This window comes from Flavobacterium psychraquaticum, from assembly GCF_034497725.1.
In the GTDB taxonomy this organism is placed as follows: domain Bacteria; phylum Bacteroidota; class Bacteroidia; order Flavobacteriales; family Flavobacteriaceae; genus Flavobacterium; species Flavobacterium psychraquaticum.
Genome location: NZ_JAXKVR010000030.1, coordinates 805,700 through 831,953 on the forward strand (window position 1 = coordinate 805,700; position 26,254 = coordinate 831,953).

The 26,254-nt window shown below is 32.9% G+C and carries 21 protein-coding genes and 1 tRNA gene; 7 read left to right on the plus strand and 15 right to left on the minus strand.

Annotated elements, in window-relative coordinates:
- The 11 genes from T1L09_RS13510 to polA form a co-directional block, all read right to left on the minus strand.
- Positions 1–3,717, minus strand: coding sequence for a TraB/GumN family protein (locus T1L09_RS13510; RefSeq protein WP_322551497.1), 3,717 nt, complete (start codon positions 3,715–3,717; stop codon positions 1–3).
- A gap of 105 nt (positions 3,718–3,822) precedes the next feature.
- Positions 3,823–4,644, minus strand: coding sequence for a translation elongation factor Ts (gene tsf, locus T1L09_RS13515; protein WP_322551498.1), 822 nt, complete (start codon positions 4,642–4,644; stop codon positions 3,823–3,825).
- A 136-nt stretch (positions 4,645–4,780) separates the two neighbouring features.
- Positions 4,781–5,542, minus strand: coding sequence for a 30S ribosomal protein S2 (gene rpsB, locus T1L09_RS13520; RefSeq protein WP_322551499.1), 762 nt, complete (start codon positions 5,540–5,542; stop codon positions 4,781–4,783).
- Positions 5,543–5,717: 175 nt separating this feature from the next.
- Entirely contained in the window at positions 5,718–6,104 is a 387-nt protein-coding gene (gene rpsI / locus T1L09_RS13525) for a 30S ribosomal protein S9 (RefSeq protein ID WP_322551500.1), read from the minus strand.
- Positions 6,104–6,559, minus strand: coding sequence for a 50S ribosomal protein L13 (rplM, locus tag T1L09_RS13530; protein ID WP_322551501.1), 456 nt, complete (start codon positions 6,557–6,559; stop codon positions 6,104–6,106). The genes rpsI and rplM overlap by 1 nt, the downstream gene beginning before the upstream one ends.
- A 223-nt stretch (positions 6,560–6,782) precedes the next feature.
- A complete protein-coding gene (locus tag T1L09_RS13830; protein WP_422718577.1) occupies positions 6,783–6,899 on the minus strand; it encodes a PH domain-containing protein in 117 nt (38 codons plus the stop codon).
- A 5-nt stretch (positions 6,900–6,904) separates the two neighbouring features.
- The gene (locus T1L09_RS13535) at positions 6,905–7,198 is read right to left on the minus strand and encodes a hypothetical protein (protein WP_322551502.1); all 294 of its coding nucleotides are present in this window, start codon (positions 7,196–7,198) and stop codon (positions 6,905–6,907) included.
- A 13-nt stretch (positions 7,199–7,211) separates the two neighbouring features.
- Positions 7,212–8,519, minus strand: coding sequence for a serine hydrolase domain-containing protein (locus T1L09_RS13540; protein ID WP_322551503.1), 1,308 nt, complete (start codon positions 8,517–8,519; stop codon positions 7,212–7,214).
- A 52-nt stretch (positions 8,520–8,571) separates the two neighbouring features.
- Positions 8,572–9,201 (minus strand): SdpI family protein, encoded by a 630-nt coding sequence (locus tag T1L09_RS13545; protein WP_322551504.1) that lies wholly within the window; start codon positions 9,199–9,201, stop codon positions 8,572–8,574.
- Positions 9,202–9,203: 2 nt separating this feature from the next.
- Positions 9,204–9,458 (minus strand): autorepressor SdpR family transcription factor, encoded by a 255-nt coding sequence (locus tag T1L09_RS13550; RefSeq protein ID WP_322551505.1) that lies wholly within the window; start codon positions 9,456–9,458, stop codon positions 9,204–9,206.
- Between the two features lie 175 nt (positions 9,459–9,633).
- Positions 9,634–12,486: a DNA polymerase I gene (gene polA / locus T1L09_RS13555; RefSeq protein WP_322551506.1), complete on the minus strand. Its 2,853-nt coding sequence runs from the start codon at positions 12,484–12,486 to the stop codon at positions 9,634–9,636.
- A gap of 197 nt (positions 12,487–12,683) precedes the next feature.
- Between polA and T1L09_RS13560 the strand changes: the two genes are divergently transcribed.
- The 3 genes from T1L09_RS13560 (at position 12,684) to T1L09_RS13570 (ending at position 15,883) form a co-directional block, all read left to right on the plus strand.
- Entirely contained in the window at positions 12,684–14,138 is a 1,455-nt protein-coding gene (locus tag T1L09_RS13560) for a hypothetical protein (protein ID WP_322551507.1), read from the plus strand.
- A gap of 145 nt (positions 14,139–14,283) precedes the next feature.
- Complete coding sequence (locus T1L09_RS13565; protein WP_322551508.1) at positions 14,284–15,513, plus strand: metallophosphoesterase; 1,230 nt, start codon at positions 14,284–14,286, stop codon at positions 15,511–15,513.
- Positions 15,514–15,586: 73 nt separating this feature from the next.
- On the plus strand, positions 15,587–15,883 hold the full coding sequence (locus T1L09_RS13570; protein WP_322551509.1) for a thioredoxin family protein: 297 nt from the start codon (positions 15,587–15,589) through the stop codon (positions 15,881–15,883).
- Here the strand turns inward: T1L09_RS13570 and T1L09_RS13575 are convergent.
- Both T1L09_RS13575 and T1L09_RS13580 read right to left on the minus strand, forming a co-directional pair.
- Complete coding sequence (locus T1L09_RS13575; RefSeq protein WP_322551510.1) at positions 15,880–16,518, minus strand: polysaccharide deacetylase family protein; 639 nt, start codon at positions 16,516–16,518, stop codon at positions 15,880–15,882. The genes T1L09_RS13570 and T1L09_RS13575 overlap by 4 nt on opposite strands.
- Before the next feature lie 73 nt (positions 16,519–16,591).
- Positions 16,592–19,792 carry a DUF2723 domain-containing protein gene (locus T1L09_RS13580; RefSeq protein WP_322551511.1) on the minus strand — a complete coding sequence of 1,067 codons (3,201 nt, stop codon included), beginning with the start codon at positions 19,790–19,792 and terminating at the stop codon, positions 16,592–16,594.
- A gap of 153 nt (positions 19,793–19,945) precedes the next feature.
- Here T1L09_RS13580 and T1L09_RS13585 point away from each other — a divergent pair.
- A tRNA-Gln gene (locus T1L09_RS13585) sits at positions 19,946–20,016 on the plus strand.
- 119 nt (positions 20,017–20,135) lie between these two features.
- Here T1L09_RS13585 and T1L09_RS13590 read toward each other — a convergent pair.
- Complete coding sequence (locus T1L09_RS13590; RefSeq protein ID WP_322551512.1) at positions 20,136–20,960, minus strand: universal stress protein; 825 nt, start codon at positions 20,958–20,960, stop codon at positions 20,136–20,138.
- 171 nt (positions 20,961–21,131) lie between these two features.
- Here T1L09_RS13590 and rimP point away from each other — a divergent pair, with 171 nt between their 5' ends.
- The 3 genes from rimP to infB are packed head-to-tail and all read left to right on the plus strand — an operon-like array spanning position 21,132 to position 25,814.
- On the plus strand, positions 21,132–21,599 hold the full coding sequence (rimP, locus tag T1L09_RS13595; protein WP_322551513.1) for a ribosome assembly cofactor RimP: 468 nt from the start codon (positions 21,132–21,134) through the stop codon (positions 21,597–21,599).
- Positions 21,600–21,614: 15 nt separating this feature from the next.
- On the plus strand, positions 21,615–22,856 hold the full coding sequence (gene nusA, locus T1L09_RS13600) for a transcription termination factor NusA (protein ID WP_322551514.1): 1,242 nt from the start codon (positions 21,615–21,617) through the stop codon (positions 22,854–22,856).
- A gap of 51 nt (positions 22,857–22,907) precedes the next feature.
- Positions 22,908–25,814 carry a translation initiation factor IF-2 gene (infB, locus tag T1L09_RS13605; protein WP_322551515.1) on the plus strand — a complete coding sequence of 969 codons (2,907 nt, stop codon included), beginning with the start codon at positions 22,908–22,910 and terminating at the stop codon, positions 25,812–25,814.
- A gap of 50 nt (positions 25,815–25,864) precedes the next feature.
- On the opposite strand, the gene T1L09_RS13610 is transcribed toward infB, so the two are convergent.
- The gene (locus tag T1L09_RS13610) at positions 25,865–26,254 is read right to left on the minus strand and encodes an SPOR domain-containing protein (RefSeq protein WP_322551516.1); all 390 of its coding nucleotides are present in this window, start codon (positions 26,252–26,254) and stop codon (positions 25,865–25,867) included.

Consider the following 26,254-nt stretch of genomic DNA (forward strand, 5'->3'; position numbering starts at 1 on the left):
TTAATATTCTTCGGAATAGTCGTTATAATTTAGTTTCTGATCTTTTAATTTACCAAAAGATGCGCGCGAATGATGAGTATTTAATGATCTGTCAATCAGTGAATTTATTATTTGTTTTATTTCTTTTTCTTCCAAATAAGTTGTTGCGGGTAATTTATAATATCCTTTTATATTTGGTATTCCATTTTCAGAAATAAATGCAATTCCAGTAATGTGTTCTTTATCCGTTTGGTAGGAATCTTTTTCGATATTGATTTTTTTGAAGAAATAATAATTGATTTTCTTATTGTTGTAGTCGATTTCTTTAATTTCATAAAAAGCTAAAGAATCCTTTTTCACATCTATTTTTTCAGCATAAACAATTGCCGATTTTGCTATTTCTTTCGGATTTATTTTCTCAAAAAGGGACTTTTGTCTTGCATAATTCAACATTAGATAGCCAATAAATTGCGTTTTCGGATTTTTAACAACCTTATGAATTGCTTCATATTCAATTGCTTTGTTTTTGTCGATTTCCAATTCGGCGTAAGCAATATCTAATTCGTCAATTGCGAGTTTACTTCCTTTTTCAAAAAGTAGTTTCACTTCTTTTTGGTTTTTAAAAGGATACAAAATATAAACATAACTCATAAAATCAGTAAAAGGAGCCTCTTCCTCCTCATAATAATTGTCGTCATCTTTGTCTTTTATGTTTTGTTTGTTTTTCCAACTAGATAAGCGTTTATATTCTAATTTTGCATTGGTTAAAATCATTTTTTTATATGATTTTAGCTTTTTAGAATTTCCTAAATTAGCTTGTACCAATTGATAAGTAAAACGCACAATTGGGGCATGATATTCTTTAATGCTGTAATATTGAAAGATTTCCGGAAACAACACTTGACTATTTTCTAAGTCATCTTCAAAGGAACTAAATAAGCCAGAAATTTCGTATTCATTGTCAGAAACTGGTAAATCAAATTCCAGTAATTCTTTAATTTTCAGGTAACCATCTTTGCTTTTTTGAGCGGCCAAACCTCGTAAAACTGCAAATTGGATTACTGTGTTTGTACCTTCTTTTTTATAGATCCTTTCTAGATACTCTATTGTGTTTTTTGATTTTATACTTCCTATTTTTTCATATAATTCACCTAAAAAATCAGTTTCATCTTCTTTAAATTTAAATGCATTCAAGAAAGTTTTTAATTTAGGTAAATCATTTTCCTCTAATTTCAAATAGTTTATTGATTTCAAAGCTGAATAGCGGATGGTGTCATGTTTGCTTCGCATATCTTCTAAAAATAAGTCTAATTTATTTTCAAAAACAGTGGCGCTTTTTTTCGGATTTGTAATCGTAAATGAGTTGTATACTTTTTCAACAAAAGTATCTTCATTTTTATAATTTTCATTTACCAACGTTTTTAGTTCGTAAACTTCTCCGTTATTGAAAACTAATTTATGTTTCGTTGCTTGACTCGATTTATCATTGGAGACCAAAGCTTCAAATATCGCTAATCCTGAGTTTTTATCTAAAGTTATCTTTTCAGATATAATTTTTACTTCATCCGCCTTTTTTGAATCGAAGAGAATTGATTGCCAATCCGTATTAATATAATCGTCAAATTTGTTCGCATTTTCCTGTGGATTGTCGGTTTCCGATTCAGTAGCCGTTACAACTTCTGCTTCAAATTGGTTAGTTTCTTGCTGTTTTTTAGTAATTCGTGTTCTATATATTTTAAAAACCGAGTCTAAGTTCTTCTCCGATTCATAGCGATGGTATTTATAATAAGCTAATTCGACAAACGAACCGTTACTTCCTAAGAATTGGTAGTTTTTGTTATTTGTAAGGAAATGATTTTTCTTTTTTAAGCCAATTGTGTAATCTTTTTCTACCGTAAAATCCAGATGTTCGTTTTGTTTCTCTGGAATATCAATTTTGAAGTTAGCGATTGAATCCGAGAAAATTCTATATTTTTCAGTACTAATCGAAGGTTTTAATTGAAACGATTCAAAGAATTTTATAGTATTTTCTTTTGAAGCATTTACCGTTCCTAATAAATAATATTTATTTCCCTTTAAAACGGATTCCAAAGCGATTTCTTTTTCTTCAAATTTTGATTGCGAAGTAAAAGCTAAACGTTGTTTGTCGAATTTCGTGTTAGTAGAATCAATTTCGTGTTGGTTGTAAAATTCTTTATGCATTCGCTTCAATTCGTATTCAGAATCTTCTAATTGATCTATTTCTTGAAGTGTTTTTTCTATTAAAAAATAATGGGCATTTTCGGAATTATCGTAGCCAAAGATCGCCATATCAGCAGTATCTTTTTCATCTGCTTTGTTTCCTTTGTAGCTGTAATAGCCTGGGAATTGTATTTCAAAATTTCCTTTTCGTGGTGCAATGTTTTCCCAACCATTTTTCGATTCTTTTAGGCTAATTTTCGAGAATATTTCATCTTCAAAACGTCGCACATAATTGCCTTCACCACTCATAATCACCGTGATAAGTTCTAAAGGTGTAATATAATAGCGATAATGTTGTGCGTTTCCTGTTTTCGTTATGTTCTTAATGTCGTAAACCCAATAGTTTTGTTCTTGATAACCTTTTTTCTCTAAAATTTCACCGGGAATATTTTCGTAGAATAAACTATCTAATGTTTTTGGGTTGAAGGTTTTGTTGTTTTTGTTTATGAAGTCTTTTAAAAAGCTTCTTTTTACATTGATATAGCCACCATTTGCTAAATCGGGAGATTCTAAATCTTCTCCATTTTGTAAAACAACTTCAAAAAGGGGTAACGAAATCACGCCATCAGCAGTAGTCTTAATAGATAGTTCTGGCTTGATGAAATATTCTTCAATTTGCTTTTTTGCTGTTTTTCCAACGTTAGTATAAGCGCCGTATACCGGAATCACGGTATAACCTTTTCTTCGTAATAATTCAATAACTCCTTTTTCTCCCGGAAGGTGAGCTGCGCCAATAGCACTGAACAAACTTCCTGTTTTCATAATGGAATCCATATTTCTTACCATTTCGATATTTCTGTCAAAAAGCATTGCTTTCAGGTAACTTGGAGGCGAACTCAAAACAGATAATGAGTCAATCATATCCAAATCCTTTTCACGATAAAAGTCAGTCAGTGCTTCATTGTAGGATTTGTTTTTCAATATTTTTAGAATAGCCTGACGGTTTTTATCTACTTCCTTTTGGTCCATAGTAGCTTGCGCCTTCATGATGTTAATAGTCGAGTTTTTAACGTCTTCCAAACCAACGGTTTTTTTGTTGTATTTTCTTCCCGTTCTATAAATGAACATGTCTAAATAGGTTTCTTCTTGATATTCTTTGTTGTTTTCGTTTGTTCGGGTTAACAAACTTACTAAGTTGTAATTACTGCTTCTAAATTGAGAGTAGAGTTGTTCTTTTTCGAGCGGAAGGATATAGAAATTAGTATAAAATGAACCTTTAGTGGTATATTGATTATAGAAGCTAAACATATCAAACAGCGATGTCCAAGTTCTAGGTTCACTTTCATTTGCCACGATATCTGCATTTTGTAAATGCTTAAAAAAGGCGTCGGAAAGGTGGTATGAAATTTTATCGCTTACGTGCATAGAACCATAAACGTATGATTTTTTTTGTAAGCCATTTCCGCTAATTTCCCAAAGCAAACTTTGGTATTTTTTTTCTTGTGCAATTAGTGAACTGAAACTAAAAAGAGCAATTAAAAAAAGAGTTTTTTTCAAGATGAATATATTTATACGTTTGCTCAAATATACATTTTTTCAGAAATAAAGAAGCCTTAATTCTTGTTAAAGAATTAAGGCTTCTAATAGTTATATGCTCTAGAATTATCCTAAAGAAACTCTGCTAAATCCCGTAACTGTTAAATCAGCATTTATAGATTTGATGTAAACAGCAACACTCATTGCGTTGTCTTTAATATAATCTTGGTTTACTAAAGTATTGTCTTTGTAAAAACGTTGAATTTTTCCTTTCGAAATGTTTTCTAACATTGCTTCTGGTTTACCTTCTGCTCTTAATTGTTCTTTAGCAATTTCAATTTCTTTTTCAATGATTGCAGCATCAACACCAGCTTCGTTTAATGCGATTGGGTTCATAGCAGCAGCTTGCATTGCCACGTTTTTAGCAGCTTCTTCAGCACCTTCTACGTTTGCAGATAAAGAAACTAAAGTAGCGATTTTACCAGCGTGGATGTATGATCCAACGAATGCACCTTCTAATCTTTCAAAAGAACCGATTTCGATTTTTTCTCCGATTACTCCAGTTTGCTCAATTAATTTTTCAGCTACAGTGATTCCGTTGAAATCAGCAGCTAAAAATGCTTCTTTAGTAGTGAAGTTTAAAGCTAATTCAGCTAAATCATTCGCTAATTTCACGAACGCTTCATTTTTCCCTACGAAGTCAGTTTCACAGTTTAAAGTAATTGCAACAGCAGCCGTTTTGTCTGCGTTTACAACAGCAACAGCAGCTCCTTCAGTAGATTCTCTATCTGAACGATTTGCAGCTACTTTTTGACCTTTTTTTCTTAAGTTTTCGATCGCTAAATCGAAATCACCTTCTGCTTCAACTAATGCTTTTTTACAATCCATCATTCCAGCACCAGTAACAGTTCTTAATTTATTTACGTCTGCAGCAGTAATATTTGCCATTTTGTATATTTTTAATTTGTTGTTTATAATGTAAAAAAAATCCAAGAATTAAATCCCAAAATCCAATTTTACTAATAACTAACCGAAATTAGCAGAAGTTTGGAATTTGGAATTTAACCTTGGAAATTATATTGATTTATGCTTCAGTTTCAGTAGCTGGAGCTTCAGTAGCTTCAACTTCTTTAGCTGGTAATTCATCTTTTTCTACTTTTCTATCAGAAAGACCTTCAACGATTGCAGAAGAAACTAAAGATAAAACTTTTTCAATTGATTTAGAAGCATCGTCATTTGCAGGAATTACGAAATCAATAGGACGTGGGTCCGAGTTCGTATCTACCATTGCGAAAACTGGAATGTTTAATTTTTGAGCTTCTTGAACAGCGATATGCTCAGCTTTTACGTCAACTACGAATAATGCAGCTGGTAAACGAGACATGTCAGCAATTGAACCTAAGTTTTTCTCTAACTTAGCTCTTAAACGATCAACTTGTAATCTTTCTTTTTTAGACAAAGTCAAGAAAGTACCGTCTTTTTTCATTCTATCAATAGAAGACATTTTTTTAACGGCTTTACGGATAGTAACGAAGTTTGTTAACATACCACCTGGCCATCTTTCAGTGATGTACGGCATGTTACAAGCTGCTGCTTTTTCAGCAACGATATCTTTCGCTTGTTTTTTGGTAGCAACGAATAATACTTTTCTACCAGATGCAGCAATTTTCTTTAAAGCTTCGTTAGCTTCTTCGATTTTAGCTGCAGTTTTATATAAATTAATGATATGAATACCATTACGTTCCATATAAATGTAAGGAGCCATGTTTGGGTCCCATTTACGAGTCATGTGTCCGAAATGTACACCTGCTTCTAATAACTCTTTAACGTCAATTTTGTTTGCCATTGTGTAATAGTTTACGTTCCGTGTGTAGCAATTTTCAAGTAGTCACTTGCGTTAGTCTTGAAAATTTAGATGCTAAACTAATTCCCTTTTTACAAGGAATATCGACAACTTTGTTTTTAATTCAATTTTAAGTGTAAAAATAAATCTGAAAATATATTCTGATAAATATCGAATATTAACGTTTAGAGAACTGGAATCTCTTACGTGCTTTTTTCTGACCGAATTTCTTACGTTCAACCATTCTTGGATCTCTTGTTAGTAATCCTTCTGGTTTAAGGATAGCTCTGTTTTCAGCCTCAACTTCACACATTGCTCTAGCAATAGCCATTCTCACAGCTTCTGCTTGTCCTGTTGAACCACCACCATAAACATTTACTTTAACGTCAAAGTTAGTTGCGTTTTCTGTCAAAGACATTGGTTGCATAACTTTGTACTGTAAAGTAGCAGTTGGGAAGTAGTTACTAAATTCTCTTTTGTTCACCGTGATTTTTCCTGTTCCTTCTGAAACATAAACACGTGCAACAGCGCATTTTCTTCTGCCGATTTTGTGAATAACTCCCATTACTTAAGATCGTTTAGGTTAACGGTTTTAGGTGTTTGAGCAGCATGTTTGTGCTCAGATCCTACAAATACATTTAAATTGCGGAATAATTCAGAACCTAATTTTGTTTTAGGTAACATTCCTTTGATAGCTTTTTCTACTAATAATGCAGGGTTTTTCTGTTGCATTACTCTTGCAGTTAAACTTCTTTGTCCTCCTGGGTAACCTGTGTGTCTGATGTACGTTTTGTCATCTAACTTGTTACCAGTAAGGTTGATTTTTTCTGCGTTGATAACGATTACGTTATCTCCACAGTCAACGTGAGGTGTGTAACTTGGCTTGTATTTACCTCTCAAAAGCATTGCAACTTTTGTAGATAAACGACCTAAGTTATGCCCTTCAGCGTCTACAACAACCCACTGTTTGTCTACAGTTGCTTTGTTAGCTGATACTGTTTTGTAGCTTAATGTGTTCACAATAATTAATTTAAATTAAACATTCCATTCCCAATAAAGGGAGTGCAAAAGTACAATTAATTATTAGAATTACAAACCGAGTTCAAAAAATATTGCATTAAATGTTTCAACAAGTAGTAGAATAGTATTGTTTAAGTGTTTTCTAAGCAGAAAAAAGTTCTATTCCAACTCCAAAATTAGTGAATTCAATTGATTTTCAAAGTAAAAGCAATCCAGAAAAATATTATTTCTTATAATTTATATCAATTGTTGGATTGATTTCTAACATTGCTTTTATGAATTCTGTTTTTTCTTTCGGCGAAATCAAAACGGAATCATGTTTGTTGAAAATAATCTCCAATCTGTCTAGTGATGCTGCTGGCGAACGAAGATGCTATTGGATTCATTAATTTTCTTAATTATACTTACGTCGACGTCTAACTTATAAATGAATCCTGATCTAATTTTTAAATTACTTCCTGTAACCAAATAGTTAGTAGTCAATAATAAATGCATAAAAAAAAAGGAGGCACTTAATAGTGTTAAAAATGATGGCCAAGAAATAGCCGTGGTCGTTATTAAAGCAATTAGTAGAGCAAGCAAAAGTACAATTGGAATTAACATCAAAAAGCCAATTTTGGATGGAAATTTTGTATCCATTGCTCTAATTTATTTATTCTTTAGTAAAATCATATTTCATTCCGCCTTGTTTGAGTTGCAGTTTATTGTCGGAAAATTCAATTTCAATTCCAGCTGCAGGAAAAACAAATATATTATCATCTTTAAACGTTAAAGGAAATGCGCCCTGACCTGTTGCTTGTGCCATTAATTCACCATTTTTTTCTGTAATAGTGAGTTTTAAAGGAACATCTTTAGATGCATACAATCCAGTAAATTTAAGTAATTCGGCGGCATCCATTTTCATAAATTTCGGAAACGGAAAAGGTAATTTATAGTAAATGCTTAATATTCCGATAATTATATCATTTTGCACGTAATTATCGCCATTTGAAATTATTGAAAAGCTCATTTTTTCTGTTGGATAATAGCCTACCATCGAACTAAAGTGTTCAATTTTTCCGCCATGTCCATAAAAGCGTCGTTCTCCAAATGGAAACTGAATTAAGGCCTTTCCATAACCTTCTTTAATTTCTTTCATTTGTTCTAAAGAAGCGGGCTTTAGTAATTTACCATCAAACAAAGTATAAATAAAGCGGGTTAAGTCTGCAGAAGTAGATGTTATACCACCTGCTGCAAAAGCAACAGAATTATGATTTTCTGGCGACATTATCCAATTTTCACCATCAAATACATAAGAATAACTTTCTTTGTTTGAAGTGTCTGTTTTGTTTTCAGTGTAATACGTGTCAATAAGTTTTGCTTTTTTAACTATGCGATTTTCTAAATTTTCAGCGTATGATTTTTTTGTAATAGTTTCAATAATACAACCCAAAATATAATAGTTGGAATTGCTGTATTGATACTTTGCACCTGGTTCAAAAAGAGGTTTATAGGAAGTTATCTGCTTAATCATTGCTTCTTTACTATAAGGCAAATCTAATTTTTTATGGAATGTAGTATCTTGATTCACATAATCTACAATTCCAGATCTGTGATGCAATAAATCGGAAATCGAAATATTTTCTGCATTTGGTATTTTTGGATAAAATCGTGATAACTTAGTTTGTAATCCTAATTTCCGTTCCTCAATTAACTGCATGGTCATTACGGCCGTAAACATTTTAGAAATCGAACCAATTTTATAGCGTGTTAAACGATCGGCTCTTATTCCTTTTTCTACATCGGCAAAACCGTACGCCTTGTTGAAAACCACATATTCGCCTTCGCGAATGGTAAGCGAGCCCATGAATTTATCGTTCCCATTCAAATAGGTCAACAAACTATCGATTTTTTCAAAACGATCTTGTCCAAATGTTATTGTAGAAAATGATACTACAAAAAGCAATAATAATTTTTTCATTGTGTTTTACTTTTGATTAATTAGTACTTACTATTTTATTTTGTTACCGATTTTATTTTTTAAATGCTAAATACGAATATAGTATTGGAATGATAATTATAACGGCTGTGATTCCAAAAAATATATATTCTTGAAATTCATTTGGCGCAAGAAATGTCATAGCCATCAACAAACCGCCTACAAACCAAAGTTTACCGGCCATTACATGGGTTTTCTTCCAAACCTCTTCATTTTCTAACGTCCAAGGCGTTCTAATTCCTATAAAATAATTTGGTTTTAACGTTTTGAAATAATTTCCTAAAAATGCAAACAACAAACCGACAATAGCAAAAACAAAGCCAGGATCCGAATTCTTTTGTTGTGTGCTAAAGAGTATATAAATGGCCAATGCAGACATAAATACAGTTAAAACCATTCGTAGTGAATTAAGTTTTTTTCCCATATTTTGTAATTTTTGCTTCGGGTCGATGCGTGGAATTACTAAAAATATGAAATAAGTTAAACCCACAAGTAATAGTAGTATAAATACCAATTCAGTTCGATCTCCATATCGGTCAATTTCACCGGAACCATTCCAATGTATTGGGATTTTTTCAGGTAAACTATTCCAAATGTAGGCCAAATAAACAAACGGAATTAAAGCAATAGCTACAAGCGGAATTTCTTTTTTTAACTTTTCCATACTTATTTTTTTAGTGTAATGATCCATTTTAAAATATCGTCAACAATAGTGGTATTTAAGGAATACACTACAAACTGTCCTTTTTTCTCACTAGTTACCATATCGGCACGTTTTAAAATATCTAAATGATGCGAAATACTTGGTTTTGAAATATTAAATTGGTCTGCAATATCGCCAGCTGTCATTTCTTTTACGCGGAGAAGTTCCAGAATTTCTCTTCGGGTTTCATCGTTCAAAGCTTTGAAGATCGCATTCATATTTATATATTTAGACAAATATCTAAATATTATTTTTAAAACAAAGTTTTTTTATAAAATAATAAACCCGATAGTTTGTTGCAACGCATCGGGTTTATTATTTTTTGATAGTACTATAGTTGTATAAAAGGCGTAAACTGCGAACTGCGACTGAACACTAAAGTCTGAACACTTTTTAATGTGCTTCCAGCCAATTTTTCCCCAATCCAATTTCAACATCTAACGGAACCGCCATTTTAAAAGCATTTTCCATTTCGTGTTTGATCATCGGTTGGATTTTTTCTAGTTCGGAGTTGTGCACGTCAAAAACCAATTCATCATGCACTTGTAAAAGCATTCTTGATTTCCAATTTTCAGCAGTCAATTTTTTATGAATGTTAATCATCGCAATTTTAATAATATCAGCAGCCGATCCTTGAATTGGAGCATTCACTGCATTTCGTTCGGCACCACCACGAACAATCGCGTTGGCCGAATTGATGTCTTTTAAATAACGTCTTCTTCCTAAAACAGTTTCCACATAGCCGTTTTCTCTGGCAAAATCAACTTGGTTCGCCATATACGCTTTCAGTTTTGGATACGTTTCATAATAGGTATCAATTAATTCCGAACTTTCTTTACGAGATAAATTGGTTTGATTGGAAAGTCCAAAAGCAGAAACACCGTAAATAATTCCGAAATTCACTGTTTTAGCCTGACTTCTTTGTTCTTTAGTAACTTCTTCCAAAGGCACGTTAAATACTTTGGCAGCCGTACTTCTGTGAATGTCTTCGTTGTTTTGAAAAGCTTTAATCATATTCTCTTCACCAGATATTGCAGCAATGATTCGCAATTCTATTTGGGAATAATCGGCAGCAAGTAACCTATAATTTTCGTCGCGAGCGATAAACGCTTTTCGGATTAATCTTCCTTTTTCGGTACGAATTGGTATATTTTGTAAGTTAGGATTTGTAGAACTCAATCTTCCTGTTGCTGCAACTGTTTGCATATAATCGGTATGAACCCTTCCTGTTTTTTCGTCGACTTGATTCGGTAATGCATCTATATAAGTGCTTTGCAATTTCACCATTTGACGCCATTCTAAAATATCGCGTACAATTTGATGTTCATCGGCTAAAAAGCTCAAAACTTCTTCACCGGTTGCATATTGACCTGTTTTGGTTTTCTTTTGCTTCGCACCACCAATTTTCATTTTATCAAACAACACTTCGCCCAATTGTTTTGGTGAAGCTAAGTTGAATTTTTCACCAGCGGTTTCATAAATCTGTTCTTCAAAAGTATCGATGTCTTTTTGCATTTCAATTGACATATTCTTTAAAAAATCAACATCTAAATTGATTCCTTCTGTTTCCATATCGGCTAAAACTTGCACTAATGGAATTTCGATCTCATCAAATAGTTTTTTTGTGCCGACTTTTTCTAAAATGGGTTGGAAGTGTTCTTTTAACTGGAAGGTAATATCGGCATCTTCTGTAGCATATTCTTTTACCTCTTCCATTGGGACATTGCGCATTGAAAGTTGATTTTTACCTTTCTTTCCAATTAATACTTCAATAGATTTTGGCGAATATTTCAAATAAGTCTCACTTAAAATATCCATATTATGACGCATGTCTGGATTTATCAGATAATGAGCAATCATAGTGTCAAATAACTTTCCTTTAACTTGGATGTTATATCGCGATAAAATTTTCAAATCATATTTTAAATTTTGACCAATTTTCTCGATGGTTTCATTTTCGAAAAAAGACCTAAATTTTTCAATTAGTATTTGTGCTTCTTCCTGATCTTCCGGAAACGGCACATAAAACCCTTTTCCTTTTTCAAAAGAGAAAGAAATTCCAACTAATTCAGCATTCAAAGCATCTAGACCAGTAGTTTCTGTGTCAAAACAAACCGAATTTTGATTGGATAAATTTTGCAATAGTAATTTGACTGGTAAATCACCTTGAATAATTTGGTAAAAATGTTCGGTGTTTTCTAAAGTTGCGTAATATGAATTTGTAGTAGTAGTTTCGTCTGAAGCATCGCTAAAACCGAACAAATCAAATTGATCTTCATTCGATTTTTTAGCAACTGGTTTTTTCTGAAGTACTTCGCCATTCGCATTATTGCCGTTTTCGTCAATTTCATCGTATTCTTTTCCAGAACCAAATAATTTATCAAATTGTGTTTTCATTTGACGAAACTCCAATTCTTGAAACAATTCATCTGTTTTTTCAACATCTGGTTTTGATAATTCATAATCATTCGCGTCAAAAGTAACCGGACAATCGAGTAGGATGGTGGCTAGTTTTTTCGACAAAAGGCCTAATTCTTTGTTGGCTTCGATTTTGTCTTTTATGGCACCTTTCAATTCGTGTGTATTGGCTAGTAAATTTTCCATTGAACCATATTCGGCCAAGAATTTTTTAGCCGTTTTTTCTCCAACACCGGGCAATCCCGGAATGTTATCAGCAGCGTCGCCCATCATTCCTAAGAAATCAATTACTTGTTCTGGGCGTTCAATTTCAAACTTTTCCAAAACTTCAGGAATTCCCCATATTTCAATCCCATTTCCCATTCGAGCGGGTTTGTACATAAATATATTTTCAGATACTAATTGTGCAAAATCCTTATCAGGAGTTACCATAAAAACTTGGAAACCTTCTTTTTCGGCTTGTTTTGCTAAAGTCCCAATTAAATCATCGGCTTCAAAACCCGCTTTTTCAATAATTGGAATGTGCATTGCACGCAATAAATCTTGGATATAAGGAATTGCAATTTTAATCGCTTCCGGCGTTTCATCACGATGTGCTTTGTATTCTTGATACATTTCAAAACGATAATCACTTCCGCCTTTATCAAATGCTACTGCCAAATGATCCGGTTTTTCACGACGAATAACATCCATCAAGGAATTCATAAATCCCATAATGGCCGAAGTATCCATTCCTTTAGAATTAATACGAGGATTTTTAATAAATGCATAATAACCTCTAAAAATTAAAGCGTAGGCATCCAGAAGGAATAATCTTTTTTGTGACATTGTTCTTGAAATTTCATTTAAAATGTAAAAGTACAAATCTTTACAGATTTATCTAATAATTGATTTTAAAATCCCCTTTAAGAATTTTTAACATGTATTTTACATTTGTTTATTAGGATATTAGTTAAACTTTGTTTAGAAATGCTTTTTCCAGCTTAATATTTTGTAAATTTACTAGTGAACTTAAATTATTTATTATGATAAAAGCTATGTGTAAATTGAGAAATAGTATTTATGTTGTCCTATTTATGTTTTTAATGCAATATAGTATGGCGCAAGTGGGTATAAACACCACAACACCTGATCCTTCGTCAATGTTAGACGTGTCTTCAACAACAAAAGGGATGTTGACGCCTAGAATGACGACTGCTCAAAAAAGTTTAATTGCTTCTCCCGCAAATGGTTTATTAGTTTATGATACAGATTATAAAGAATTTAGTTATTATGACGCTGTTGCTGGCTGGATAAATATTAAACAAGGTAGAACTAATTTTAAAAGAATTAAGAGTACAGATGTTCTAGCCAATGTTTTAGCAGCTGAACTTTTAGCTGGTGGAGGAACAAAATATGTAATGTCAGCCAATACCTTATATGAAATCAATGGAACGGTATTATTTAATTTACCTATTGAAATGAATAATTCGTATATTTCAGGATTAGATTCAGGGGATGACAAAATTGTTAGAACAACTGGAAATATTTTTGATGGTGCTACAGGTGGAACAATAAAGGGTTTGACATTAGTGGCCGCCGCAGGTAAAGTTTTTAATATTAGTGGTGCAAATACTGAAAATATAATTTTTAGAGATTGTATTGTAGCCAATTCTTCTGATGTTGGTTCAATTGATGGTTTAGGACTTGTCTTTTTTAGTGTAGTCCAGTTCTCTGGAAATACTACAGGTATAGTATATTCAAATATTAGCCAACTTTTATTAAGCAACATGGGTTGGTTTGGAAATAATTCAGGGACTTTTGAGAAATTGACAGGGACTTTTGGATTAGTACAAAAACAAGGTGGTTTTAGTGATGTGACCAGTTGCACCTTTGCATTTGATGTTGCTGCAAATCCAACAATTACTGGTGATGCAGTATTGGAATCTGTTGTTTTTACTGGGCCTCCTGCTAAGTTTGTTAATAAGTATACAGGAGTAGGTACTTACACTGGTTATAATTTTAATAATAAATGGAACGTGCGAAGTACTGGTATTCCGAATGAGACCGATGCAAATGCAACTGGTAATCTATATTATCAAAGTTCGTCTGTTGTCAATCTTAATAGTACAACTGCTTTTAAGTTACCTGTTAATACCAATTCAATTAGACTTTTCCGAACGGCTGAAGGAAGCGGTGTAAATAGCGAAAATCGTTTGATATACGAAGGTGATAAAAGGAGAGCATTAAATGTTTTAGGTGCGTTATCTTTTACCGCAACTGCTGGGAGTCGTTATATATTTTCAATTTACAAAAATGGAGTAAAGGTTATAGGAAGCGATGTTGAAGCAGATGTTTCTGTAACTAATGCGAGACAATCCGTGTCGATTATAGGGACTGTAGATGTTGTAAAGAATGACTACATTGAAATATATATGCAAAAACCAGCTTCTGGTTTAGAAGCAATTCTTATCACTTCGTATAATTTAATTTTCAACTAGTAGGATCTCCATTATTATGAGTTCTACGATGCACTATAAATACTGATGATTATTTAATATAAATGTGCTTTTGTTGAGTTAAAATTTTAATAATTACCATTTTACACTAGTTGATTCTTCGTTACTTTGTATAAAATTACTTCAAATGCTTCGTTGGATCGCTTTTCTATTGTTTGTTGCCGTGCTTGAAATCTATGCGTTTCAGGCTTTTAAGACTTTGATTAAATCAAGAGGTTTTTTTGTGTTTTACTTTATAACTTCTGCAATTGCATTGTTTTATATCATCTATCAATTGTATCATTTTGATAGAAGTGTTGGGCAAACGCCAAAAACTATGATGACAATGGGCATCCTGTTGTTGTTGTATGTGCCTAAATTATTGTTGACTATTATTTTATTTGGAGAAGATATTATTCGGTTTTTTGGGGGTGTTTTCGGGATGTTTTCTGAAAAAACTTCAGCAGGATTTTTGCCTGAAAGAAGGCGATTTGTGAGTCAAATAGCATTAGGAATTGCTGCTATTCCATTTGCATCGCTTTTATATGGAATGACCACAGGAAAATATAATTTTAAAATAATTAAGCAAACCCTGTTTTTTCCTGATTTACCGGAAGCTTTTGAAGGAACTACCATTACGCATATTTCCGATATTCATAGCGGTAGTTTTGATGATGCCGAGAAAATTCAATATGCAATTGATTTAATTAATGAACAAAATTCTGATATGGTTTTGTTTACGGGGGATTTGGTCAACACACACGCCACAGAAATGGATCCTTGGATTGCTACTTTCAAAGGAATTCACAATCCAAAATTTGGAAAGTTTTCTGTTTTAGGAAATCACGATTATGGCGAATATATTGATTGGCCTTCGAAAGAGGAGAAAGCTGCAAATTTCGAGGCCATAAAAGCGGTTCACAATAAAATTGATTTTAAATTATTGTTAAATGAACATATTAAAATCAAAAAAGACAATCAAGAATTAACTATTGTTGGTGTTGAAAACTGGGGAAGAAAATTTGGAGAGCGAGGCGATTTAGATTTAGCGGGACAAGGGTTAACAAAAGACGATTTCAAGATTTTAATGAGTCATGATCCAAGTCATTGGGATGAGAAAGTTCAGTACGATGAAAAGCATTACCATTTAACACTTTCGGGTCATACACATGGTTTTCAGTTTGGAATTGAAATTCCGGGTTGGATCAAATGGAGTCCTGTGCAATATGTATATAAACAATGGGCAGGTTTGTATGAAAACGCAGGAAGATATGTTTACGTAAATCGAGGTTTCGGCTTTCATGCGTATCCGGGAAGAGTTGGTATTATGCCTGAAATAACGGTAATTCAACTAAAAAAAGGCGAAAACGTAGCGTAATTCATTAAAAATGTTAAATTTGTATATTGTTTTCTTGTGAAACTTGTATTTTTGAGACTAATAAAATCAATTTATGTCAAAATTTGGAGAACTTATCGATGCGCAAGTACCAGTACTTATCGATTTCTTTACCGATTGGAATGAACCTTCAGTAGCAATGAACGAAGTTATTCGTCATGTTGCAGCCGCATTAGGCGATAAAGCGCGCGTCATTAAAATTGATGTGGACAAAAATCAAGAATTGGCCGATGCGCTTCGTATTAAAGGCTTGCCAACTTTAATGATTTATAAAGAAGGTCAGATGGTTTGGAGGCAGAGTGGTGAACTTGATGCGAACACTTTAATTTCTTTGGTGCAAGAACAAGCCTAAGAAATTACATCAAAAACAAACCCCTTATCTTTTAAAATTTGTATTGCTTTTGGTAATGCATATTTCATGTTTTTTTCTGCTTTCAGGCTATCGTGAAATACGATAATGCTTCCTTGTTCTGTATTTGAAATTGCGTTTTCTAAACATTTTTCTGCTGAAATGGTTGAGTCAAAATCATAACTCAAAACATCCCACATAATTATTTTGTAACCAAATTGTCGAATTGCTTTTGATTGACTTGGTTTAATTTTTCCGTAAGGAGGACGAAATAAAAACGAGTGTTCAGCGTTCAGTTTCAAGATTTCAGTTTCGCACAACTTGAAATTATCGATATAATGATTAGTTTCGGTTTTCCAACCGTTTAAATGATTAAAAGTGTGGTTTCCTGTTTGATGACCTTCAGACAAAATTCTTTTGTAAACTTCGGGATGTTTTCGGATATTATCACCAATACAAAAAAAAGTAGCTCTAATTTCTTCGTTTTTTAATAAATCTAAAACCCACTCGGTCACTTCAGGAATTGGTCCATCGTCAAAAGTTAAAAAAATTTTATTATCCGAGTTCGGAATATCCCAAATCAGCTTTTTGAAAACCTTTTTTATAAGTCGATTTGTTTTTACCCAATTGAAATTCATGTTGTAAAAATAGTATAAAAAAAGTCTCAAATAGAAAATTCTGTTTGAGACTTTTTAAAATTATAAATTCAAGCTATTCCATTTTTCTTCCAAAACGGATAAACATTTTGTTATAATTATTGAATTTTAATTTTTCTTTATTATAAAATTCCAAATCTTTACCATATTTAGCAATTTCTAAGAAAGTTCTGTATTGTTCAATATCCATTATGATATCCATAGCACTGAAATTTTGATCGCTAGGCTTCCAAGTGTTATAATAGGCTAAATTTTCTTGTTGCTTTTTGATTAGTTTTGTAAGCATTGTTTTTGCTTTTTCTTTTTTTCCTACTGCATAATAACCCTTAGCAAATGGCTCTAATAAGGAATAATAACCAAAGTATTCCAAAGGCATTTTTTCCATCGCTAAATCGATTACTTTTTCAGCTTTTCCTAATCTATTTTCATTAATTAAGGTCTCAGCCAATCGGGCTAAATTTGTTCGATATGAAATACTATTTTTACGCGTTTCAGGATCGTGATAAATTGTTGGACTTTCGCTATTTCCCCAATCCCATTTCATTACAATATCGAACATTTTGTCTGAATCAATGTAACCCATTTCCATCGGATTTGGTGATTTCACAGGTGTTTTTACGGGAACTAACTTGAAGCACATCCCGTCTAACTGCAAATAGTCTTTCATCCAAATATAATCGTCGTCGCCAAAGCTTCCACCGGTGAAGTAAATTGGACGTTTCCAATTGTTCTGGTTTACGATGTCTAACATCATCAATCTATTTTTGTACAACGCTTTGTCTTTAATTGTAAATTCTATTTGCGGAACAATAGAGTCATAAAATTTAGGATCAACGACTTTATTTTTGATGATTGTATTTTTGTCAATAGGTAAAAACACTTTTTTAGATGGGAAGTAATTTACTTTATTTCCACTGTCTAAAGTTATTTTTGCTCTTTCATCTTCTAAGGCGATGAATTTTAACATTTCATCAAGTAATAATGGCTCTGTTGTACGTTCCACATATAGACTATAATCGCGCCTGTTTCCTTTATATTGCTCTCTGTTGAAAGAACTTGGAATTGGTTCAGATTTATGCGTTTTCATTTTCATTTGGTCAATATACCAATCCGTCATAAACAAACTCGTGTTTACAATTCTTACATCGGTTCTATAAGCTTCAATTTCTTGCATATACCAAAGTGGAAACGTATCATTATCCCCAATTGTAAATAATATTGCGTTTGGTTCACACGAATCTAAATAAGATTTTGCCATAGCAAGTGCAGTATACTTGTCAGATCGGTCGTGGTCGTCCCAATTTTCTTTTGCTAAAAGTACAGGAGAAGCTAACAAACAAACAACGAGTACTAATGGAATAGCCGTTTTTGGTGCTATGTATTTTTTAATCCGATCAAAAATGGCATAAATACCAAATGCAATCCACATAGCAAACACATAAAATGAACCAACTAATGCATAATCACGTTCTCTTGGTTCAAACGGTCTCTCGTTTAGGTAAACTTTTAAGATTAAACCTGTAAATAAGAATAAAACTAATAAAACGTAAAAACTTTTTACATCTTTTTTAGCGTGATAGAAAATTCCAACAATGGCTAATAGGAAAGGTAAAAAGTAATATAAATTACGACCTTTATTATTTTGTACATCTGATGGAAGCTCTTTTTGTGAACCAATAAAAATTTCATCAATAAAATCGATGCCCGAAATCCAATTTCCTTTTAAATCATCGTACTTTCCTTGCTCGTCATTTTGTCTTCCCACGAAATTCCATAGCAAATATCTTACATACATGTAGCCAAATTGAAATTGGACCATAAATTTCATATTTGTAGCAAAACTTGGTTTGTCTATAATTAAATATTGGCCGTAAGTCTTTAAAAACGTGTCGTATTCTTTTAAATCTAAATCGCCATTTGCATAAGCCGCTCTAAAATCTGTAACTATGCCTACCAATTCATCTTCATGCGAATATTCAGGATCAATTCTAAATTCTAGCGGCTCACCAAATATCATGTAATTGACATTATGTTCGGTGCTCCACATTCTCGGCAATAACGCTTTGTGAGCATCATCTGTATTTTGTTTGGCATTTTTGTAATTGTTAATGATTACATATTTTCCTGTTGTGTAGTCACGCTCATAATTCGGTTTATCATCTAAATAGGGAGTCGTAGCGTCTAAACCTGCATAAGTTTCTGAAAATTGTGAGCCATAAAACAACTTTTGTTCACCATATTGCTCTCTGTTGTAATAAGCTAAAACTTCAGCAGCATCAGAGGGTTTGTTTTCATTAATTGGTGTATCGGCATTTGCTCTAATTGGCAACATTAACCACGTTGAGAAACCAATTAAGATGAATAAAGTTGCTAATATCAAAGTGTTATAGAAAACGTGTCCTTTTTTCTTGGTATATTGGAGTCCAAAATAAAACGCAACAACAATCAATACAAACGCAAAAATAGTTCCAGAATTAAAAGGTAATCCTAAACTATTAACCATAAATATTTCTGTTTTTCCGAAGAATGCTAGAGTGTAGGGAAGTAGTAATTTAAAAATAAAAAGCAAAATAGCTGCAATTACTACGTTTGCAAGTAAGAAACTTTTTACTGTTATATTTTTATATTTTTTAAAGAAATAAAGAAATCCAATTGCAGGGAATGTCAGTAATGCCATAAAGTGGACTCCAAAAGACAACCCTATTACTAAAGAAATAATCAATAACCACTTGTTTCCTCGTGGCGTTTCTAATTCTTGTTCCCAACGCAGTCCCAACCAAAAAAGTAGTGCAATTAAGAAAGACGCCATTGCATATACTTCTGCTTCTACGGCATTAAACCAAAAACTATCGGTAAAAGCGAATGAAACAGCAGCGATGAAAGCACTTCCTAAAATCATAATGCTATTGCTGTTTGACGTATCTTCTGTTGTGTTTATTATACGTTTCATCAATAAAGTTAAAGACCAAAACATAAATAAAATGGTAAAAGCACTAGAAAAAACGGAAAGATAATTTACCATCAATGCAATCTTATCTGGGCTAAAAGCAAACATAGCGAAGAACGCTCCTAGCATTTGAAATAAGGGCGCTCCTGGCGGATGCCCTACTTCTAAATTAGCCGAAGTAGCAATGTACTCACCGCAATCCCAAAAACTCAATGTTGGCTCAACAGTTAGTGAATAAGTTAATAATGCAATTGCAAAAGTGGACCAGCCCAAAATGGTGTTCCATTTTTTAAAATTGAATGACGTCATAAATTTGGTTTCTTTTATTTCAACTACAAAGAAACTATTTTTTTGCTAACATAAAATGTTAAATTAATTTTTTAATATTTTTTTTAGAAAAATTTGCACAATCAAAAATATGTAGTACATTTGCACTCGCAATCGAAGAGATTGTTTGGGAATTGGCCCATGGTGTAATGGTAACACTCCGGTTTTTGGTATCGTCATTCAAGGTTCGAGTCCTTGTGGGCCAACGAAACTCCGCTTCTTGTAAGCGGAGTTTTTTTATGTACTTATGTGATTGATTTTAAGGGTATTTTCAAAAAAAAAGACCACAATAATTGCAGTCTCTTTTTGTAATTTTAATTTTTTGTTAAATCTTAAAGGTTATAACGGGTCTTTTTGCATGATTTACTAAGTCTTCGCTAATGCTTCCGTTAAAGAAATGTGCTAATCCTTTTCTTCCGTGTGTGCTCATTCCGATTATATCAGCATTAATGCCTTTAGCAAAATGCAAAATTCCTTTTTCAACATTTACATCATTATAAATATGTGTGGTAATATTTGTTTTGTCAATGCCTTCTAAAAAAGCCTCCATTGTTTCTTCTGCAACTTTGGTAGATTTAAAATTGTTTGGAGTGTTTATATTTACTAAGTGAAGGTGTGAGTTAAATCCTTGTGCAAAAGAAAATGCTCTTTGGAAAGGTTTTTTAGCTTCGTCAGAAAAGTCAGAAGCAAAAACAAAGGTATCTGCGTTAAATTTAGGCTCTTCGCGTTTTACAACAAGTACTGGTACTTCAGAATTCCTCACGACTTTTTCAGTATTAGAGCCAATAAACATTTCTTGAAATCCGCTAGCTCCGTGAGACCCCATCACTATTAAATCAATATTTTGTGCTTCTGCATTTTTAACAATTCCGTCAAACGCCAACTCAAATTGAATAATTCTAGATATTTTAATATCACCTAGAAAATCAGAATCCATCAGTTCGTCTAATTTTTTTAAAGCTATATTTTTAAATAGCATTAACTCTGGCATTTCATGAGATCTTGACAAAGCATCAGCTCCCGCAGTTGGAAGTTCGAGCATGTGAATCAAAAAGATTTCACCGTCATTTTTTTTTGCGATTTGAGCAGCTACCTTAAGTGCATATTCGGCATGATTAGAGAAATCGGTGGGTACTAAAATTCGTTTCATAAGTTTGTATTAGGTTATTAAAAAGATCATAAAAATCTATACTATAAAGATATAAAAAATATCCACATCCACAATTTTTTTTTAATTCAAATATAAATTGTACATTTGCGCAGTTATTTGAAGGAAAATGAATAATGAGGCACGCACTGCGTGCCTCTTTTTATAAAAGTTATGACGTTTAAAGAAAAGGTTTTGGGTTTGTTAAATGATGCATTAGCTGAGAGACAAGATTTGTTTTTAGTTAATTTACTTATCAATGATTCATTTAAAATCAGTATTGATTTAGATGGTGATAATGGTATTAATCTCCAAGATTGTATCGATATTAGCAGAGTGATTGAGAATAATTTGGATCGTGAACAACAAGATTTTTCTTTAGAAGTTGCATCGGCAGGTCTTTCAAGTCCTTTGAAATTTGTGAGACAATATAAGAAGAATATTGGTAGAACAATAAGAGTTAAGACAACCTCTTCTGAAGAAATTGAAGCTACGCTTTTAGCGGCTGATGATGAAAAAATCACGTTAGAATGGCAAGCAAGAGAACCTAAGAAAATAGGTAAAGGAAAAGAAACAGTTGATAAAAAAGCTGATATTTTATATGTAGATATAAAAGAGGCAATTGTTATAGTATCATTTTAAAATAAAAGAGTTCACATGGAGAATATTGCATTAATAGAATCGTTTTCGGAATTTAAAGACGATAAACTCATTGATAGAGTTACACTAATGGCAATTTTAGAAGAAGTATTTAGAAATGCTTTGAAAAAGAAATATGGTTCAGACGACAACTTCGATATTATCATTAATCCTGACAAAGGAGATATGGAAATATGGAGAAATCGTGTTGTTGTGCAAGATGGTGAAGTAGAAGATGAAAACTCTGAAATTTCAATTTCTGAAGCAAGGAAAATTGAACCAGATTTTGAAGTTGGTGAAGATGTTTCTGAAGAGGTGAAGTTATTTCAACTTGGAAGAAGAGCTATTTTAGCTTTACGTCAGAATCTTATTTCAAAAATACACGAGCACGACAATACCAATCTTTACAAACAATTTAAGGATTTAATTGGCGATATATATACAGCGGAAGTACATCACGTTCGTCCAAAAGCTGTAATTTTGATGGATGATGAAGGAAACGAAATCATTTTACCAAAAGAAAAACAAATTCCAAATGATTATTTCAAAAAAGGAGATAACGTAAGAGGAATTATTGAAAATGTCGAATTAAAGGGGAATAAGCCACAAATTATTATGTCAAGAACGGCTCCCGATTTTCTTGAGAAATTATTTGAACAAGAAATCCCGGAAGTTTTTGACGGTTTAATTACAATTAAAAAAGTTGTTCGTATTCCGGGTGAGAAAGCAAAAGTGGCTGTAGATTCTTATGATGATAGAATTGATCCAGTTGGAGCTTGTGTAGGTATGAAAGGTTCTCGTATTCATGGAATTGTTCGTGAATTAGGAAACGAAAATATTGATGTTATCAATTATACTACAAACCCTCAATTGTTCATAACACGAGCATTGAGTCCGGCAAAAGTATCTTCTGTTAAAATTAATGAAGAAACTAAAAAAGCTGAAGTATTATTGAAAATTGAAGAAGTTTCTAAGGCAATCGGTAGAGGTGGAAATAACATTAAATTAGCTAGTTTATTAACTGGCTATGAAATTGATGTAATTCGTGAAGGAGCTGCTGTTGAGGAAGATGATGTTGAATTAAGCGAGTTTTCTGACGAAATTGAATCGTGGATCATTGCGGAATTTGCTAAAATTGGCTTAGACACTGCGAGAAGTATATTGAATCAAGAAGTTGCTGATTTAGTTCGAAGAACTGATTTAGAAGAAGAAACAATTGTAGATGTAATGAACATCTTAAAAGAAGAATTAGATAATTAATTCTTGTCATATAATAACACACAACAAAGAAGAATTTTTTAAAAAGATTATATGTCTGAAGGAAGAGAAATAAGAATAAACAAAGTTTTAAGGGAGTTAAACATTTCTCTTGATAGAGCTGTGGATTTTTTAAAAGACAAAGGTCATGAGATCGAGTCGAGTCCAAATGCTAAGATATCTCAAGAGGAGTACAAAGTCTTATGTGGTCAATTTTCTGCTGACAAAGGAAATAAGGAAGCCTCTCTTGAAGTTAGTGAAGAAAAACGAAAAGAGAAAGAGGCTCTAAAACGTGAACTTGAAAAAGAACATGAGGCAAAACGTTTGCAGGAAGAAGAACGTCAAAGACAAGAAGTGATTAAAGCTAAAGCTGTTGTAATTGCCCCAAAAGCGATTGGAAAAATAGATTTAGCGCCTAAAAAATCTGTTGTTTCTGAAGCTCCAAAAGGTGAGGCAAAAACCATCACTCCTGAAGCGAAAAAGGTAACTGAAAAGAAACCTATAGTTGATGCTGAACCAGTAGTTGAGCAAAAGCCAACTGTAGAAGCAAAGCCTACAGTTGAAGCTAAACCTATAGTTGAGGCTAAACTTGTTGCTGAACAAAAATTGGATGTCGAAGTGAAACAAGACATACCTGCTGTTGAAAAGTCGGAAATTAAAAAGGTGATTTTAGAAGATAGTACGGTCGCAGAAGCTACATCTGAAACAAGTGAAGAGGGTGAAGTTAAAATTGAAACCCAATATCAAAAATTAACAGGTGCAACTTTTACAGGTCAAAAAATTGATTTAACGCAATTTGACAAACCTAAAAAGAAGAAAGAAGATTTTAAAAAAGATGTTAAAAAACCAGGAACTCCTATAACACCAAATGTTGCAGGAGCTAATGCAAATAATAAAAATAAGCGTAAAAGAATCATTAAGCCAGGAGGTCCAGGTGCAGTAGGAACTGCAACTACGACTGGCGGTCCTAAAAAAGAGTTTGTTAAAGGTAATGCAAGCGGTGGCGGTGGTGGCTTTAATAAAGGTAAAAAACCAATTATTCAGAAAGTTGAACCTTCTGAAGAGGACGTTAAAAACCAAATTAAAGAAACACTTGAGCGTTTACAAGGTAAAGGTAATAAATCAAAATCTGCTAAATATCGTCGTGATAAACGAGAGACGCACAGAGAAAGAAATGAAGCAGAGTTACAAGCGCAAGAAGATGGCAACAAAACATTAAAAGTAACTGAATTTGTTACTGTTGGTGAAGTTGCTACAATGATGGATGTGCCAATTACAAAAGTAATCGGTACATGTATGTCACTTGGAATTATGGTAACTATGAACCAACGTTTAGATGCTGAAACATTAACAATCGTAGCTGATGAATTCGGATATGAAGTAGAATTTATTACTTCTGATATTGAAGAAGCAGCGGTAGTTATTGAAGATAATCCTGAAGATTTAGTACATAGAGCGCCGATTGTAACTGTAATGGGTCACGTTGACCACGGTAAAACATCTTTATTGGATTATATCCGTAAAGCAAACGTTATCAGTGGTGAATCTGGTGGAATTACACAGCATATTGGAGCTTATAGTGTTATATTAGAAAATGGCGAAAAAATCGCATTTTTAGACACACCTGGTCACGAGGCCTTTACGGCAATGCGTGCGCGTGGTGCTCAAGTAACAGATATTGCAATTATTGTAGTAGCTGCTGATGATGACATTATGCCACAAACTAAGGAAGCAATTAGCCATGCTCAAGCAGCAGGTGTTCCGATGATTTTTGCAATTAATAAAGTAGATAAGCCAGCAGCAAATCCTGAAAAAATTAAAGAACAATTAGCACAATTAAACTTGCTAGTTGAAGATTGGGGTGGTAAATATCAGTCACAAGAAATTTCTGCTAAATTTGGTCAAGGTATTCCAGAATTATTGGAAAAAGTATTACTTGAAGCTGAGATATTAGAACTAAAAGCAAATCCAAAAAGATTAGCCTTAGGAACAGTTGTGGAAGCACAATTAGATAAAGGAAGAGGATATGTTTCAACTATTTTAGTGCAAGCTGGTACTCTAAGAGTTGGTGATTATGTCTTAGCTGGAAAAAATCATGGTAAAATTAGAGCCATGTATGATGAAAGAGGTAAACAAATTAAAGAGGCCGGACCATCTTCACCTGTATCTGTGTTAGGTTTAGACGGCGCGCCAACAGCTGGTGATAAATTTAATGTATATGAAGAGGAAAGAGAAGCGAAACTAGTTGCTGCCAAACGTACGCAATTACAACGTGAGCAATCGGTTCGTACACAGAAACATATTACTTTGGCAGAAATTGGACGTCGTATAGCGTTAGGACAGTTTAAAGAATTAAACATTATCCTTAAAGGAGACGTGGATGGTTCAGTAGAAGCTTTAGCGGATTCATTCTCTAAATTATCTACAGAAGAAATTCAAATCAATATTATTCATAAAGGCGTTGGTGCTATCACTGAATCTGATGTATTGTTAGCTTCGGCTTCTGATGCGATTATTATCGGATTTAATGTGCGTCCACAAGGAAATGCAAAACAACTAGCAGATAAAGAAGAAATCGATATTCGTAATTATTCAATTATTTATGATGCTATTGATGATTTGAGAGATGCAATGGAAGGGATGTTATCTCCGGTTATGAAAGAAGAGATTACAGGAACAGCAGAAATTAGAGAAATATTCAAAGTTACTAAAGTAGGTTCTATTGCAGGATGTATGGTAACGGATGGTAAGATCTATAGAAATTCTAAAATTCGCTTAATTAGAGAAGGTGTGGTAGTGTATACAGGAGAGTTGGCAACTTTAAAACGTTTCAAAGACGATGTGAAAGAAGTAGCTAAAGGATATGATTGTGGTATGCAAATTAAAAACTACAACGATATTAAGGAATATGATTTAATTGAAGCATTCCAAGAAGTAGAAGTCAAGAAAAAGTTGAAGTAATTCAATTTATACATAAAAAAAGCCCTGAAATTTTCAGGGCTTTTTTGTTTTTAGTTATTTGGCTTTATTATTAAAGCGGTTGGAAATCTTTTTTTTAATTGTAAGAATACTTTTTCAACTTCTATACGGGTACTGTAGTTCCCAACCCATACTTTGTAACTTGGATTGCTATAAACTATGGTGCCGTCTATCTCCTTATATTCTTTTTTAAATTCCTGCAGCCTCTTTTTTGAATCTTCTCCATTACCATAAAAGATTTGAATTTTGTATGATTCACTAGTTGTAATACTTTGATTTAATTTTCTTTTTTCTTTCAAAAGTTGCTCAAATTTTGGGTCTTGAGATAGCTTTGTTGTTGACACTTGCGACAAGCCATCAAGACAATACAAAGTTGATAGTAACAAGAGAAACAATGACTTATGTGTGGTTTGTTTTTTCAT

Coding starts and splice junctions, on each gene's coding strand:
- T1L09_RS13610 (WP_322551516.1), bottom strand. CDS start 26,254: ATGAAAAAACAAACCACACATAAGTCATTGTTTCTCTTGTTACTATCA.
- T1L09_RS13535 (WP_322551502.1), bottom strand. CDS start 7,198: ATGGATACAAAATTTCCATCCAAAATTGGCTTTTTGATGTTAATTCCA.
- T1L09_RS13560 (WP_322551507.1), top strand. CDS start 12,684: ATGATAAAAGCTATGTGTAAATTGAGAAATAGTATTTATGTTGTCCTA.
- T1L09_RS13580 (WP_322551511.1), bottom strand. CDS start 19,792: ATGACGTCATTCAATTTTAAAAAATGGAACACCATTTTGGGCTGGTCC.
- T1L09_RS13570 (WP_322551509.1), top strand. CDS start 15,587: ATGTCAAAATTTGGAGAACTTATCGATGCGCAAGTACCAGTACTTATC.
- infB (WP_322551515.1), top strand. CDS start 22,908: ATGTCTGAAGGAAGAGAAATAAGAATAAACAAAGTTTTAAGGGAGTTA.
- T1L09_RS13590 (WP_322551512.1), bottom strand. CDS start 20,960: ATGAAACGAATTTTAGTACCCACCGATTTCTCTAATCATGCCGAATAT.
- rimP (WP_322551513.1), top strand. CDS start 21,132: ATGACGTTTAAAGAAAAGGTTTTGGGTTTGTTAAATGATGCATTAGCT.
- tsf (WP_322551498.1), bottom strand. CDS start 4,644: ATGGCAAATATTACTGCTGCAGACGTAAATAAATTAAGAACTGTTACT.
- T1L09_RS13565 (WP_322551508.1), top strand. CDS start 14,284: ATGCTTCGTTGGATCGCTTTTCTATTGTTTGTTGCCGTGCTTGAAATC.
- polA (WP_322551506.1), bottom strand. CDS start 12,486: ATGTCACAAAAAAGATTATTCCTTCTGGATGCCTACGCTTTAATTTTT.
- nusA (WP_322551514.1), top strand. CDS start 21,615: ATGGAGAATATTGCATTAATAGAATCGTTTTCGGAATTTAAAGACGAT.
- T1L09_RS13545 (WP_322551504.1), bottom strand. CDS start 9,201: ATGGAAAAGTTAAAAAAAGAAATTCCGCTTGTAGCTATTGCTTTAATT.
- T1L09_RS13540 (WP_322551503.1), bottom strand. CDS start 8,519: ATGAAAAAATTATTATTGCTTTTTGTAGTATCATTTTCTACAATAACA.
- rpsB (WP_322551499.1), bottom strand. CDS start 5,542: ATGGCAAACAAAATTGACGTTAAAGAGTTATTAGAAGCAGGTGTACAT.
- T1L09_RS13575 (WP_322551510.1), bottom strand. CDS start 16,518: ATGAATTTCAATTGGGTAAAAACAAATCGACTTATAAAAAAGGTTTTC.
- T1L09_RS13550 (WP_322551505.1), bottom strand. CDS start 9,458: ATGAATGCGATCTTCAAAGCTTTGAACGATGAAACCCGAAGAGAAATT.
- rpsI (WP_322551500.1), bottom strand. CDS start 6,104: ATGGGAGTTATTCACAAAATCGGCAGAAGAAAATGCGCTGTTGCACGT.